The 14,030-nt window shown below is 74.1% G+C and carries 13 protein-coding genes and 1 pseudogene; 8 read left to right on the plus strand and 6 right to left on the minus strand.

What is annotated here, in order from left to right:
- Nucleotides 1–79 precede the first annotated feature (79 nt).
- Nucleotides 80–1,585: a cytochrome P450 gene (locus I3F54_RS21285; protein WP_240120426.1), complete on the plus strand. Its 1,506-nt coding sequence runs from the start codon at nucleotides 80–82 to the stop codon at nucleotides 1,583–1,585.
- 251 nt (nucleotides 1,586–1,836) lie between these two features.
- Nucleotides 1,837–2,121, plus strand: a complete 285-nt coding sequence (locus I3F54_RS21290) for a hypothetical protein (protein ID WP_240120427.1) — start codon at nucleotides 1,837–1,839, stop codon at nucleotides 2,119–2,121.
- A gap of 173 nt (nucleotides 2,122–2,294) precedes the next feature.
- On the opposite strand, the gene I3F54_RS21295 is transcribed toward I3F54_RS21290, so the two are convergent.
- Both I3F54_RS21295 and I3F54_RS21300 read right to left on the minus strand, forming a co-directional pair.
- Complete coding sequence (locus I3F54_RS21295) at nucleotides 2,295–3,038, minus strand: PIG-L deacetylase family protein (protein WP_240120428.1); 744 nt, start codon at nucleotides 3,036–3,038, stop codon at nucleotides 2,295–2,297.
- A 226-nt stretch (nucleotides 3,039–3,264) separates the two neighbouring features.
- Nucleotides 3,265–4,575, minus strand: a complete 1,311-nt coding sequence (locus tag I3F54_RS21300) for an alpha/beta fold hydrolase (protein ID WP_240120429.1) — start codon at nucleotides 4,573–4,575, stop codon at nucleotides 3,265–3,267.
- 535 nt (nucleotides 4,576–5,110) lie between these two features.
- Here I3F54_RS21300 and I3F54_RS21305 point away from each other — a divergent pair.
- The 5 genes from I3F54_RS21305 (at nucleotide 5,111) to I3F54_RS21325 (ending at nucleotide 10,624) form a co-directional block, all read left to right on the plus strand.
- Complete coding sequence (locus tag I3F54_RS21305; RefSeq protein ID WP_240120430.1) at nucleotides 5,111–5,866, plus strand: (Fe-S)-binding protein; 756 nt, start codon at nucleotides 5,111–5,113, stop codon at nucleotides 5,864–5,866.
- On the plus strand, nucleotides 5,863–7,347 hold the full coding sequence (locus I3F54_RS21310; RefSeq protein ID WP_240120431.1) for a lactate utilization protein B: 1,485 nt from the start codon (nucleotides 5,863–5,865) through the stop codon (nucleotides 7,345–7,347). The genes I3F54_RS21305 and I3F54_RS21310 overlap by 4 nt, the downstream gene beginning before the upstream one ends.
- Nucleotides 7,344–7,985: an LUD domain-containing protein gene (locus I3F54_RS21315; RefSeq protein ID WP_240120432.1), complete on the plus strand. Its 642-nt coding sequence runs from the start codon at nucleotides 7,344–7,346 to the stop codon at nucleotides 7,983–7,985. The genes I3F54_RS21310 and I3F54_RS21315 overlap by 4 nt, the downstream gene beginning before the upstream one ends.
- 429 nt (nucleotides 7,986–8,414) lie before the next feature.
- Nucleotides 8,415–9,272: a MoxR family ATPase gene (locus I3F54_RS21320; RefSeq protein WP_240120433.1), complete on the plus strand. Its 858-nt coding sequence runs from the start codon at nucleotides 8,415–8,417 to the stop codon at nucleotides 9,270–9,272.
- Nucleotides 9,269–10,624 carry a VWA domain-containing protein gene (locus tag I3F54_RS21325; RefSeq protein WP_240120434.1) on the plus strand — a complete coding sequence of 452 codons (1,356 nt, stop codon included), beginning with the start codon at nucleotides 9,269–9,271 and terminating at the stop codon, nucleotides 10,622–10,624. The genes I3F54_RS21320 and I3F54_RS21325 overlap by 4 nt, the downstream gene beginning before the upstream one ends.
- 99 nt (nucleotides 10,625–10,723) lie before the next feature.
- Here I3F54_RS21325 and I3F54_RS21330 read toward each other — a convergent pair whose 3' ends face one another.
- From I3F54_RS21330 to I3F54_RS21345, 3 genes and pseudogenes are all read right to left on the minus strand, one after another.
- Nucleotides 10,724–11,698: a pyridoxal-phosphate dependent enzyme gene (locus I3F54_RS21330; protein WP_240120435.1), complete on the minus strand. Its 975-nt coding sequence runs from the start codon at nucleotides 11,696–11,698 to the stop codon at nucleotides 10,724–10,726.
- Nucleotides 11,695–12,003: pseudogene (locus tag I3F54_RS21335) on the minus strand (helix-turn-helix domain-containing protein); the annotation flags it as partial. The gene I3F54_RS21330 and the pseudogene I3F54_RS21335, both read right to left, overlap by 4 nt.
- A gap of 303 nt (nucleotides 12,004–12,306) precedes the next feature.
- Nucleotides 12,307–12,759, minus strand: a complete 453-nt coding sequence (locus tag I3F54_RS21345) for an NAD(P)H-dependent oxidoreductase (protein ID WP_240120436.1) — start codon at nucleotides 12,757–12,759, stop codon at nucleotides 12,307–12,309.
- A gap of 86 nt (nucleotides 12,760–12,845) precedes the next feature.
- On the opposite strand from I3F54_RS21345, the gene I3F54_RS21350 reads away from it, so the two are divergent.
- The gene (locus tag I3F54_RS21350; RefSeq protein WP_240120437.1) at nucleotides 12,846–13,298 is read left to right on the plus strand and encodes a YbhB/YbcL family Raf kinase inhibitor-like protein; all 453 of its coding nucleotides are present in this window, start codon (nucleotides 12,846–12,848) and stop codon (nucleotides 13,296–13,298) included.
- Between the two features lie 76 nt (nucleotides 13,299–13,374).
- On the opposite strand, the gene I3F54_RS21355 is transcribed toward I3F54_RS21350, so the two are convergent.
- A complete protein-coding gene (locus I3F54_RS21355) occupies nucleotides 13,375–14,028 on the minus strand; it encodes a phosphoribosyltransferase (RefSeq protein ID WP_240120438.1) in 654 nt (217 codons plus the stop codon).
- Nucleotides 14,029–14,030: the final 2 nt, after the last annotated feature.

Here is a 14,030-nt window from a genome sequence, read left to right on the forward strand (position 1 = left end):
CTGAACGCGCTTTATTGAATCCGCGTACAACAGCTCGTCCGACCAGCTCACCTGCCGCCCGCTCGAGGGAGACCGCGTCATGGCGGAGACGACGACCGGAGACGGACTGCCGAAGGGGTTCCGCAGTGCCGAGCACGGCTGGCCCGAACTGCACCGGATCCCCCACCCGCCGTGGCGCCTGCCGCTGCTCGGCGACTCCATCGGCGCGAACCCGCGCACCCCGCTGCAGGACTCGATGCGCCACGCCCGCCAGCTGGGGCCGATCTTCCGGCGCCGGGTGTTCGGCAAGGAGTTCGTCTTCGCGTGGGGTGCGGGTCTCGTCGCGGACCTGGCCGACGAGACCCGCTTCACCAAGCACGTCGGCCTCGGCATCGCCAATCTGCGGCCCGTGGTCGGCGACGCGCTGTTCACGGCATACGGCCACGAGCCCAACTGGCAACTGGCGCACGACGTCCTGGCCCCCGGGTTCAGCCGCGAGGCGATGGCGGCCTACCACCCGATGATGCTGGAGGTGGCCGGCCGGCTCACCGGGCACTGGGACCGCGCGGCGGCCGACGGGCGGGCGGTGGACGTGCCCGGGGACATGACGAAGCTGACCCTGGAGACCATCTCCCGCACCGGGTTCGGGCACGACTTCGGCTCCTTCGAACGTGCCCGGCCGCACCCGTTCGTGACCGCGATGGTGGGCACGCTCACCCATGCGCAGCGTCTGAACGCCGTGCCCGGTCCCGCCGTACCGCTTCTGCTGCGGCGGGCGAGCCGGCGCAACGCCGCCGACATCGCCTTCCTCAACCGCACGGTCGACGAGATCGTCCGGGTACGCAGGTCCTCGGGCGGCGGGGACGGGGACCTGCTCGACCGGATGCTGGAGACGGCCCACCCCGAGACCGGGGAGCGGCTGTCGGCGCAGAACGTCCGCCGCCAGGTCATCACCTTCCTCGTCGCCGGGCACGAGACCACCTCCGGCGCCCTGTCCTTCGCGCTGCACTACCTTTCCCGGCACCCGGAGGCCGCCGCCCGCGCACGAGTCGAGGTGGACCGCGTGTGGGGTGACACGGAGAGCCCCGGGTACGAGCAGGTGGCGAGGCTGCGGTACGTACGGCGCGTGCTGGACGAGTCGCTGCGGCTGTGGCCGACGGCGCCGGCCTTCGCCCGGGAGGCACGTGCCGACACCGTGCTGGCCGGGATACATCCGATGCGGCGGGGCGCGTGGGCGCTGGTGCTGGCCGCGATGCTGCACCGGGATCCGGCGGTGTGGGGAGACAGCGCCGACCGCTTCGATCCCGACCGGTTCGAGGCGGGGGCGGTGCGGGCCCGGCCCGCGCACGTCTTCAAGCCGTTCGGCACGGGGGCGAGGGCGTGCATCGGCCGCCAGTTCGCCCTGCACGAGGCAACGCTCGTCCTCGGCCTGCTGCTGCGCCGCTACGAACTGGTGCCGGACCCCTCCTACCGGCTGGCGGTGGCCGAGCGGCTGACGCTGATGCCGGAGGGCCTCCGGTTGCACGTCCAGCGGCGCACGCCCCCGGCCGGCCGTCCCGGCCGGGACGGCGATCCGGTGCCGGAGCCCCGCTGCCCGGTCGTCTGACGCAGCGGGCTCGGGTTGCCCGGCTCCTCGGAGAGCCAAGTGACGGGAAACGCCGTCCCCTTGCTTTCCCATGCTTTGTCCACCGGCGTCGCATCCGGACGTCACGGCCCCTAACCTCACCCTGTATTCCGGGATCCACAGCACCCCGAGTGGGAGAGGAAGGGGCGCCCATGCTCACCATCACGCTTGGCCTCTACCAAACATTTCCGACGGACGAGTACGGGAGATCGGCTGCCGGGTGGCATGCCGGCATGACCGACGAGGAGATCTGGGAAGCGGGGCGCGGCCGCTGGCGGCTCGGTCCACGCGCCGACCGCGAGCGCTACGCGCTGTTCACGGCCCGGGGAACCGTCGTTCTGGCAGTGGAGATCGACAGCATCTCCGACGCCCACCCCGACGGCCGCCGCACCCTCGACGGCAGCATCCTCAAACCCGGAGATCCCGTGCACGACGCGTACGTGGGTGGCGTCTCCCCGGTGGAGAAGGGCCAGAACCCGGTCCGCTACGTCGACTCCCCGTTCGACACGGCTGTCTGAGCCCGCGAGCGCGGCGGCCGGGCCCCGACTGCGCGCTCCTCGCCGAGGCGACCAGGAACGTGCCCCGCTCGCCGTGTCGCACGGGGGGTGCTCGACGAAGTGCCTGCGGAATAGGACGTGTTCGTCGTCGAAGCGTTCAGGGCAGCGCCGGACCGCCGCGGGTCGGCCGTGCCTCAGCGGGCGAAGACCTCGAAGGTCACGGCCGGACGGCCGCCGAAGCGGTCGGCAGCGCTCTCCGTGGTCCGGGTGAGGAACGCGCGGGCGTAGGCCCGGGGGTCCTCGTGCGTCAGCGCCTCGATGTAGGTGCGGTGTTCGAGCAGGGAGGCCACGGCGCGCTCCATCCCCGCCGAGGCGTCCACGGCGTGGGTGGGCGAGGCCGACCCGGCGACGGCGACCCAGCGCACCCCGTTCCACGGCTGGAGCCCCTGCTCGACGAGCTCGGGGAAGATCCAGCGGTTGCCCGCGTCGGCGGCGGCGTCCAGCGTGGCCCGGCCGACGGCGACGTGATCGGGGGTGTTCCAGGCCACGCCGCCCCAGGTGTCACGGTGGTTGAGGGTGATCACCAGCTCGGGGCGGTGCCGGCGGATCGCGGCGGCGACGTCGCGGCGCAGGGCGATGCCGTACTCGATCACACCGTCCCGGTGGTCGAGGAACTCCACCTCCGACACGCCCACGACCGCGGCGCTCGCCCGCTGCTCGCGTTCGCGCAGCGGGGCGCACTTCCCGGGTTCCAGGGTGTCGATGCCTGCCTCGCCCCGGGTGGCCAGCACATAGGCGACCTCGCGTCCGGCGTCGGTCCAGGCGGCGACGGCCGCCGCGCAGCCGTACTCGAGGTCGTCGGGGTGCGCCACCACCGCCAGGGCACGCTGCCAGTCCTCGGGCATGGGCCGCAGCGGGGTGTTCGCCGGCTCGGTCATCGCGTCTCTCTTTCGTCGATACCCCGGCCTTCGGGCCGGGGAGGAAACGAAGCTCCTGCGGAGCCAGGCGGGGGAAGTCGGTTCGCCGCCGGGACGGACCGGCGTCCGCCCCGGCCGACGCCCGCTCCTCACAGGATCCCGGGGCGGGGCGGGTGGATCCGCGACCCGCCCCGGCCGTGTCGTCCCCCGGCCGGCGGCTGACGACTCCGCAGCCGCCGGCGGGAGGTCACACCTCGTCGCGAGCGAGCGACAGCAGGCGGTCCAGGACGCGGGGGCCGCCCGCCCGGACGCCGTCGTGCTCGAACTCGTCGGTGACCCAGGTGCGCAGGCCGCGGATCGCGCGGGCGGTGGCGAGGGAATGTGCCGTGTCGACGTACATGTCGTCGTGGTAGACGGCGGCGGCGACGGGTACCTCGTTGGACGCCAGGCGCTCCGGGTCGTACAGGGGTGTCCAGTCGGTCCGGGCCGCCAGCAGGTCGGCGGTCTCCCGCAGCGGGCGCAGGGCAGGGTCGCAGTCGAACATCCAGGGGTGGATCGTCTCGCCGGTGAACATCAGCGGCCCGTCACCCGCGAGCGTCTTGGCGGCGTCGAAACGGGGGAACTCCGCGCGCACGCGTTCGGCCGCCCAGGCGGTCGGCCGGTGGTCCTGGCCGTAGATCGCCTCGTGGACGAGGGCGTACAACGGGTGGCCTGCGTAGCTCAGCAGGCCCTGGACCTCCTCCCGGAAGGCGTCGGACAGCTCGGAGCCCTGCGGGGTGCGGACGAAGGCGTCCTCCAGCAGGTAGTGCAGGCGGTGGCTGCCCTCGCCGCCACCGAGGAGGATCCCGAGGGACTGGAAGGCCTCGGCCGTCAGCCGGTAGCCGCCCGGCAGGGTCACCTCACGGGTGAGCAGGTGGTCGGCGACGCGGCGGGCACGTTCGACGTCCTGCGGGTAGCGGGCGTAGTGCGCGGCGACCTTGCGCTCGATGCGCGGGTAGGCGGCGCGGTAGACGTCGTCGGCATGGGCCTGCAGGGAGGGCAACCCGCCGGTGATGAGGGCGGCGGACAGCCCTTCGGGGGCGGTGGAGAGATAGCTGACCGCGCAGAAACCACCGAAGCTCTGGCCGAGCACGGTCCACGGGCCGCCGCCGGTGACCGCGGGGCGGATGGCCTCGCAGTCGCGGACGACGGAGTCGGCCCGGAAGCGGGTGAGGTAGTCGGCCTGGGCGGCGGGGCCGCCGCGCAGCGGGAGGGTCTGCCGGTTGGCGGGCGTGGAGGCGCCGGTGCCGCGCTGGTCCAGCAGCAGCACCCGGTACTCCTTCAGCGCGCGGCCCAGCCAGGCCTGCCGGCCGACGAAGCGGTTGGCCCCGAACCCGGGGCCGCCCTGGAGGTAGAGCAGCCAGGGCAGGTCCTGCTGCGCCCGGCCGGCCTTGTCGCTCGCGACGACCTCGCGGGCGTAGAGCTCGATCGTCTCCCCCGCGGGATCGTCGTGGTCGAGGGGGACGGTGAAGCGCCGGTCGGTGAGGACGACGCCGGGCTGGCGGTAGCTGTGGGTCAACACGACTCCCGGTACGAACGGTGGACGGCCCGCGGTCTGCGGACCGTCACAGTTCAGCACACGCCGGACCGGCGATCAGGCAGGGGATCGTCAACCGCTACTGAACGGCGACTCAGCAGACGGGACGGCCCCACCGGCACACCACCCGCTCGGGCCGGAGCACCGGGCGACACCGCGGCCGCCCTCCCCACGCGGCCGGCCGGCGTCCCGTCCAGTGGGAGGGGAAGGCGGCGTGCGGGGCAGGCAGGGAGGGAGGGGCGCGCCGGGCAGAGAACTGAACGGGGGCGCGGGGCCGTGGGACTGCCGGCACCGGCAGGGTGTGCCCCGCCGTGGCGTTGCAGGCACCCTGAACGTGTGGCCCGCCGTCGCGCCGCGTGCTGCCGCCTCGCCGGTCCACACCGCGCATCCCACGGTGGCGTCCGTGCGCCGTCCGGGGCGGGGGTCACGTCCGCGGCGCGGCGGACCGGATCTCCCTCGCCCCGTGGGGCGGCAACTACGCTGCAACCGTCCGCTGATCGATCGCGAGGAGCCCGCGATGCGCGTCGCCCTGTTCCTGACCTGCGTCAACGACACGCTCTATCCGGACACCGGCCGCGCGGTCGTGCGGCTGCTGACCCGGCTGGGCGTCGACGTGGACTTCCCGATGGCACAGACGTGCTGCGGGCAGGCGCACTACAACACCGGCTACCGGCACCAGGCGGAGCCGCTGGCCCGGCACTTCGCGGAGGTCTTCGGCGGCTACGAGGCGATCGTGACGCCGTCCGGGTCGTGCGGGGCGATGGTACGGGAGCTGTATCCGCGCCTCGGCGAGCGGGCGCGGGCCGAGGGGCGCGGCGAGGCGCTCGCTGCCGTTCTGGCGCCGGTGGTGCCGAAGACGTACGAGCTGACGGAGTTCCTGGTGGACGTGCTGGGGGTGACGGACGTCGGCGCCTGGTACCCGCACAGGGTGACGTACCACCCCGCCTGTCACGGCCTGCGCGGCCTGGGTCTGGGCGACCGGCCCCGGCGGCTGCTGGGGGCGGTGAAGGGACTTGAGCTGGTGGAGCTGCCGGGCGCGGAGGAGTGCTGCGGATTCGGCGGGACGTTCGCGGTGAAGAACGCCGACGTGTCGGCGGCGATGGGCGCGGACAAGGTGCGCAGCGCCGCCTCGACCGGCGCGGAGGTGTTGTGCGCGGCCGACAACTCCTGTCTGATGCACATCGGCGGGATCATGGCCCGGCTGAGGGTGGGCATGCGGCCGGTGCACATCGCGCAGATCCTGGCGAACACCGAGGAGGAACCGGCCGTATGAGCGGAACGCACCTGGGGATGCCTGCCTTCCCGCAGGCCGCGCGCGAGGCGGTGGGTGACGCGACGCTGCGCGGGAACCTGCGCCGTGCCACGGGGACCATCCGTGCCAAGCGGGCCGCCGCGGTCGCGGAGGTGTCCGACTGGGCGGCGCTGCGGGAGGCCGGGAGACGGATCAAGGACCATACGCTCCGTCACCTCGACCGCTATCTGGTCGAGGTGGAGGAGGCGGTCACCGCGGCGGGCGGCACGGTGCACTGGGCGGCGGACGCCGACGAGGCCAACCGGATCGTGGTGGACCTGGTCAGGGCGACCGGCGAGGTCGAGGTCGTCAAGGTCAAGTCGATGGCGACGCAGGAGATCGGGCTCAACGAGGCCCTCCTGGCGGAGGGCATCCGGGCGTACGAGACCGACCTGGCCGAGCTGATCGTGCAGTTGGGCCGGGACCGGCCCTCGCACATCCTCGTCCCGGCCATCCACCGCAACCGGCGCGAGATCCGGGACGTCTTCCGCTCGGAGATGGGCGCGTGGGGCCGGCCCGCCCCGGAGGGCCTGAGCGACGCACCGGCGGAACTCGCGGAGGCCGCCCGGCTGCACCTGCGGGAGAAGTTCCTGCGGGCCAAGGTCGGTGTCTCCGGCGCCAACTTCATGGTGGCCGAGACCGGCACGCTGGTGGTCGTCGAGTCCGAGGGCAACGGGCGGATGTGCCTGACACTCCCCGAGACGCTGATCTCGGTGGTCGGCATCGAGAAGGTCGTGCCGACGTGGCGGGACCTGGAGGTCTTCCTGCAGACACTGCCGCGCTCGTCGACGGCCGAGCGCATGAACCCCTACACGTCCATGTGGACCGGCACCACCGACGACGACGGGCCGCGCGCCTTCCACCTGGTGCTGCTCGACAACGGCCGGACCGACACGCTGGCCGACGAGGTGGGCCGCCAGGCGCTGCGCTGCATCCGCTGCTCGGCGTGCCTGAACGTGTGCCCGGTGTACGAGCGGGCGGGCGGCCACGCCTACGGCTCGGTGTACCCGGGACCCATCGGGGCGATCCTCAGCCCCCAGCTGCGCGGAACGGGCAGCGCGATCGACTCCTCCCTGCCGTACGCCTCGTCGTTGTGCGGGGCGTGCTACGAGGTCTGCCCGGTCGCGATCGACATCCCCGAGGTGCTGGTGCATCTGCGGGAGCGGGTGGTGCAGGGCGGCCCGGTGACCCGCGCCGGCAACAAGGTGGTACTGAAACCCGCCAAGGGGCATGCCGCGGAGCGGGCGGCCATGCGGGCGGCCCGCTGGGCGTTCGGGCACCCGGGCGCGCTGCGCGGCGGCCAGCGGCTCGTCTCGCGCACCCGGCACCTGCATCCGCGGTCGCTGCCGGGGCCGGGCAGGGCGTGGAGCGGGAGCCGGGAGCTGCCGGTGCTGCCGTCCGAGCCGTTCAGGGACTGGTGGCAGCGGACCAGGGGCGCCAGCGGAAAGGGGGCCGCCCGGTGAGCGGCAGGGAACGGGTCCTGGGGCGGGTGCGGCGCGCGCTGGCCGATGTACCGCGGGACGACACGCCGTACGAGCGGGCGGTGGCGCGCGGCTATCTGCGGGTGCACGGCGAGCGGACCGCCGCGCGGGCGGTGGATCTGCTGGCGGAGAACCTGGCGGACTACCGGGCGCTCGTGCACCGGTGTGCCGCCGGGGAGACGGCCGGTGTGATCGCGCGACTGCTTGCCGCGCGGGGCTCGTCGTCGGTACTCGTGCCGCCGGGGCTGGACGGGAACTGGCTGCCGGCAGGCGGAGTGACACGGGTGGCGGACCGTGCGGAGAGCACGCCGCGGGAGCTGGACCGCGTGGACAGCGTCGTCACCGGCTGTGCCGTCGCGATCGCCGAGACCGGCACGATCGTCCTGGACGGCTCCCCCGACCAGGGCCGGCGCCGGATCACCCTGGTCCCCGACCATCACATCTGTGTCGTCCGGGTCCCGGACCAGGTCGTCTCCTCGATTCCGCAGGCACTCGAACGGCTCACTCCGGGCCGGCCGTCGACGTGGATCTCCGGTCCGTCGGCCACCAGCGACATCGAGCTGGACCGGGTGGAGGGTGTGCACGGGCCGCGCACGCTGGAGGTCGTCCTCGCCGGCTGAACGCGGGACCGCCCTCTCCCCCGTGCCGCGGTGCGTGGCGCGCGAAGGCGGTGCGCGTGTCCTCCGGTCGCCGCGGGTGCCGTGACGGCGGGTCCGGTGTGCGTCCGCGCGTCGGCGGCGTGACCGGAACGCTGCCGTGCCACCGGGGTGGGGCGGCCGGAGTCCGGGACGGCGGGAGATCCGGGAGTGCGGGACGGCGGGAGCGCCGGGAGCGAGCGGCGCCGGGGCGCGGACCCGGCCGGGGGCCACCCGGAGATGACACCCGGACACGCCGCCCGGGTCGGGCGGCGGAGCGAGCGGGGCACCCGTCCCACGCCCGTGCCCCGTGGATCGGCGGAAAACTACTGACAAGGGCGGTGAACAAGCGCTTAGATAGTGAGGCCGCACAGCGCCGGCCCCCTGATCCGCCCGCGACCGCCGGAGGCGCACTTGTTCACGTCCGTCGACGATGTCTCGGCCCGCCTCGCCGAGACCGGCTATCTGGCGTCCCCGGCCGTGGCCACGACCGTCTTCCTCGCCGCCCGGCTGGGCAAGCCACTGCTGGTGGAGGGACCGGCGGGGGTCGGCAAGACCGAGCTGGCCAAGGCCGTCGCCGAGGTCGCCGGAGCCCGGCTGGTGCGGCTCCAGTGCTACGAGGGCGTGGACGAGGCGCGGGCACTGTACGAGTGGAACCACGCCAAGCAACTGCTGCGCATCAGCGCCGGGCGCGACGAGACCTGGGACGAGACCCGCCACGACATCTTCAGCGAGGAGTTCCTGCTCCCCCGGCCCCTGCTGACGGCCATCCGCGGCGACGACCCGAAGGTGCTGCTCATCGACGAGACCGACAAGGCGGACGTCGAGGTGGAGGGCCTGCTGCTGGAGGTTCTCAGCGACTTCCAGGTGACCGTGCCGGAGCTCGGTACGGTCACGGCGACCCGGCGGCCGTTCGTCGTCCTGACCTCCAACGCGGGCCGGGAGCTGTCCGAGGCGCTGCGCCGCCGCTGCCTGTTCCTGCACATCGGCTTCCCCGACGAGGAACTGGAGCGGCGAATCGTCCGCCTGAAGGTGCCCGGCCTGGAGGAGGCACTGGCCGCGTCCGTGGTGCGCGTGGTCGGCGCGCTGCGGGCGATGGACCTGCGCAAGGCACCGTCGGTGGCCGAGACCGTCGACTGGGCCCGGACCCTGCTGGCCCTCGGCGCCGCCACGCTCGACGAGGCGGTCGTACGGGACACTCTGGGCGTGCTGCTCAAGCACCAGGACGATGTGCTGAAGGCGGCGGCCAAGCTGGACCTGGGTTCCGTATGACCGGCGAGTCGGACGTCGCGGCGCGGCTGACCGGGTTCGTCGCCGCTCTGCGCGACCACGGCGTGCGCATCGGCACCGGTGAGACGGTGGACGCGGCCCGGGCCGTGCGGGCGCTGGGGCTGGCCGACCGGGAACTGCTGCGTGAGGGACTCGCCGCCACCCTGCTGCACACCGCCGGGCAGCGGCAGGTGTTCGACGCGGTGTTCGCCCTGTACTTCCCGCAGGGCGTCGGCGCACCGGACGCGGACGGGGCCGGGCCCGAGGAGCTGCGCGAGCGACTGGCGTCGGCGCTGGCCGCGGACGACGTCGCCCTCATGGCGCGGCTGGCGATCGAGGCCGTCGACGGCCTGGGCGGATACGGGGGCGCGCCGGGAGCGGGCGGCTGGTCCTCGTACCAGACCCTGCAACGGCTCCGCCCGCAGACGCTGCTCGCGCGGGTCCGCGACGACCTGCGGGCGCGGGGCGGCGGGGACTTCGCCGATCGGCTGCTCGACGACGAGATCCGCCGGCGCATCGAGGTGTTCCGGGGGCAGGTCGCAGCGGAGGCGCGCCGTCGGGTGGCCGAGCGGCGGGGGCGCGACGAGATCGCCCGGCGTGCGGTCGCGCCGTCCGCCGACCGGGTGGACTTCCTGTACGCGGGCCGCGACCGGCTGGCGGAGCTGCGCCGGACGGTCCAACCGCTCGCCCGCACGCTGGCGACGCGACTCGCCGCACGGCGCCGCAGGGCCGCTCGCGGCACGATCGATCTGCGGCGCACGCTGCGCGGCTCGTTGTCGACGGGGGGCGTGCCGGTCCGACCGGTCCTGCGCCGGCGCCGTCCCGCGCGGCCCGAACTGGTGCTGCTGTGCGACGTGTCCGGGTCGGTCGCGGGCTTCTCGGACTTCACGATGCTGCTGGTTCAGGCCCTGCACGACCAGTTCAGCAAGGTGCGGGTGTTCGGCTTCGTCAACCGGATCGACGAGGTGACAGGGCTGCTGGTGCACGGCACGGCCGATGCCGCGGGCCTCGGCGCACGCATCCGGGCACAGGCCCGGCTCACGGGCTGGCACGACAGCAGCGACTACGGCGCGGCGCTGGGCGAGTTCACCGAGCGGTACGGCGCCGCGGTGGGGCCGCGGACCACCGTGTTCGTGCTCGGGGACGCACGGACGAACATGGCGGATCCGAACCTTCCGGCGCTGCGGTGGATCGCCGGGCAGGCCCGCCGTGTGCACTGGCTGAACCCCGAGCCCCGCTCCCAGTGGGGCACGGGCGACTCGGCCGCGCCCGAGTACGCCGAGCTGGTGGCGATGCACGAGTGCCGCACCGCCCGCCAGCTCAGCGCCCTGGTGGGCCGGTTGCTGCCGGTGTGAGGACCCGGCGGGACGGGCACGGCGGGGCCTGCGGGTCAGGCTTCGCCTGCCCTGGCGTGCCCACCCGCGCCGGGCGGACGCATGCCGTCGGGACCGCGGTCACTGCCCCGCGCCGCAGAGCCGGGCGAAGCGTTCGGCGTCGATGTTCCCGCCGGACAGGATCAGGCCGACACGGCGCGGGAGACGTCCGGCGCGGCCCGAGAGGAGGACGGCCAGCGGGGTGGCGCCGCTCGGTTCGAGGACGATCTTCAGCCGCTCGAAGGCGAACCTCATCGCGGCGCGGATCTCGTCGTCGCTCACCAGCGCGATCTCGTCGACGAGGCGCCGGTTGACGGAGAACGTCAGTTCACCGGGGATCTCCAGGGCCTGGCCGTCGGCGATGGTGCGCGGCACCGGGACCGCGACGCGCCGGCCCGCCGCCAGGGAGCGCCGGGTGTCGTCGCCCGCCTCCGGCTCCACACCGATCATGCGGATCCCGGAACGCAGTCCCTTGGCGGCCGTGGCGCTGCCCGCCATCAGACCGCCTCCCCCGACCGGCACCACCAGGGCGTCAAGCTCTCCCGCCTCTTCGAGGAGTTCGAGGGCGGCCGTGCCCTGCCCGGCCATGATGTGCGGGTGCTCGTAGGGCGGGATGAGGGTGAGGCCCCGCTCGGCGGCCAGGGCGCCGGCGATGGCGACGCGGTCGCCGCTGTAGCGGTCGTAGGTCACGACCTCGGCGCCGTAGCCCTCGGTGGCCGCCCGCTTGGCGCGTGGCGCGTCCTCGGGCATGACGATGACGGCCGTGGTGCCGAGTTCGCGGGCGACCAGCGCGACGGCCTGGGCATGGTTGCCGGAGGAGTAGGCGGCGATGCCGCGCGCGCGTTGCTCCGGGGCGAGGCGGGAGGCCGCGTGGTAGGCCCCACGGAACTTGAAGGCGCCCATGCGCTGGAAGTTCTCGCACTTGAGGAACACCTCGGCGCCCACGAGCGCGTCCAGCGTGCGGGAGCGCACGACGGGCGTGCGGTGGACGGCGCCCTTGATCCGCGCGGCGGCGTCGCGCACGTCGTCCAGGGTCAGGGGCGGTGCGGTGGTCACGGTCGGTCTCCCTCGGGAGTCGGGCGGGCGGCGGTTGCTCTGGCCTGGGAGAGGTAGCTGCAGGCGGACGCCCGGGAGATGCCGAGGCGCCCGGCGACCCGTTCGACGGCGCGGCGCACCGCGAAGACGCCGTGCTCGTCCAGGCCGCGGAAGAGCGCCAGTCGGCGCTCCCGGTCCAGCGCGGCCCAGGTGCGGTCCTGGCCGCGCAGATGGGTGTCGACGAGGGCGCCGACGACCGCGTCGACGTCGTTGCCGAACGTGGTGACGGGCTCGTCTGCCGTCGCGGCCCCGGCGAGGGCGCCGGGCATCCGTCTCTCCTCCTGGACCGGGCAGTTCCGGACCTGGCCCCAGATCTGGGTCTGGCTCTGGGTCTGGGTCTGGGTCTGGGTCTGGGTCTCCGTCTGGATCTGGACATTCAGTCCATGACCTGGACGGACCATCCAAACAGAGAGGTCCGGGGAGGGCAAGGGGTGGGCGGGAGCAGACAGGTGGCCGTGGGCCGGGGCGCCCGGCGGGCGGCGAGCCGCCGCCCGACCGGTACCCGGGTTCCGTTCCGGTACCGGGATCCGGCCCGGTGCCCGGTGCCGATCCGGTCCGGTTCCGGGCGGTCAGTCCATCAGTCCCGCCGCCACCGTCGCACCCAGCTCCCAGCAGGCCTCGGTGCCGTCCTTGCCGGGCGCGCCGGTCACGGTCACCGGATCGGCGGCGCGTCGCCAGCCGAGACCGGTGGTGATCGACTCGATGCCGCGCACGGCGCCCGTGACGTCGTTGCCGCCGTGGACGTAGAACCCGAAGGGCCGGCCCCGGGTGGAGTCCAGGCACGGGTAGTACACCTGGTCGAAGAAGTGCTTGAGCGCACCGGACATGTAGCCGAGGTTCGCCGGAGTGCCCAGCAGGTACCCGTCGGCCTCCAGCACGTCGGAGGCGGTGGCGGCGAGCGCGGCCCGCCGCACCACCCGCACCCCCTCGATCTCCGGGGCACCGGCTCCCGAGACGACGGCCTCGAACAGCGCCTGGCAGTTCGGAGACGGTGTGTGATGCACGATCAGCAAGGTGGCCACGGGCCCCCAGCCTGCCGGTGAGGGCCCGCCCGCCGCAAGCCGGGCCACCGGCGCATGTCCGCCGGGCGGCGGGGTACCCCGGGCGCATGTCCGGTATCGAACTCAGCAGCAGCGCCTTCGGCGACCACGCCACGGTTCCCCGCCGGTACGCGTTGGAGGGCGAGAACGAGTCCCCTCCGCTGACCTGGTCAGGCGTACCGGACGGCACAGCGGAGCTGGTCCTGCTGTGCGAGGACCCCGACGCTCCGTCGGGGACCTTCGTGCACTGGGTCGTCGTCGGCATCGACCCCCGCGCCGGGGGCGCACCCGCGGGCGTCGACCCGCAGGGCGGCACCGGTCTCGTCAACGGCTACGGCCGGCGCGGCTGGGGCGGGCCGCATCCGCCTCCCGGCGACGAGGCCCACCGGTACTACTTCCGTCTGTACGCCCTCGCCGAGCCGTGCGTCCTGCCCGACGCACCCGCGGCCGGACAGGTGCACGAGGCGGTCGAGAGGGGACAGCTGGCAAGCGGGACCCTGGTGGGCCTCTACCGGCGCTGACCCGGCCCCGCCGGCACCGGAACCGCCCCGCGGGGCCCGTCACCACGGGCTCACGCCCGGGCCCGGGCCGACCGGGTCACGCCTGGGCCGGTGCGACGCGCAGCACCCGCAGCACGTCGTCGTCCGACACCTGCTCGAAGTCCTCGTACCACAGGCCGACGGCCCTGAAGTCGGGTGGCAGGGACAGGCAGACGAGGTCGTCCACCTCGGGGCGCAGCAGCTCCGCCGCCTCGGGAGAGGACACCGGAACCGCCAGCACCACGCTCTCGGGGGCACTGCGGCGCACGGCGCGCAGGGCGGCACGCGCCGTCGCGCCGGTGGCGAGGCCGTCGTCGACGACGATCGCCGTACGCCCCGACAGATCCGCGGCCGGCCGACCCTCACGGTACAGCCGCTCGCGGCGGCGCAGCTCGGCACGCTCCCGCTCGACGACGGGGGCGAGATCGGCCTCGCTCAATCCCAGCAACTGGAGGTTCTGCCGGTCGTACAGCGGAGGTTCGTCGCCCGCGAGGGCACCGACGCCGAGTTCCGGCTGGAAGGGAGCACCGATCTTGCGGACGACCAGCACGTCCAGAGGGGCCCGCAGCTCACGGGCGACCTCCAGGGCGACAACGACGCCCCCGCGCGGCAGTGCGAGGACCACCGGGCGGGGCAGTGCGCCGCCGTCGTACAGGGCGCGCAGAGGCGCGGCGAGTTGCCGCCCGGCCTCCTGGCGATCCCGGAAGCGCATGA

Origin of the sequence: Streptomyces sp. MUM 2J (genome assembly GCF_022414535.1) — a bacterium.
Taxonomy (GTDB): Bacteria; Actinomycetota; Actinomycetes; order Streptomycetales; family Streptomycetaceae; genus Streptomyces.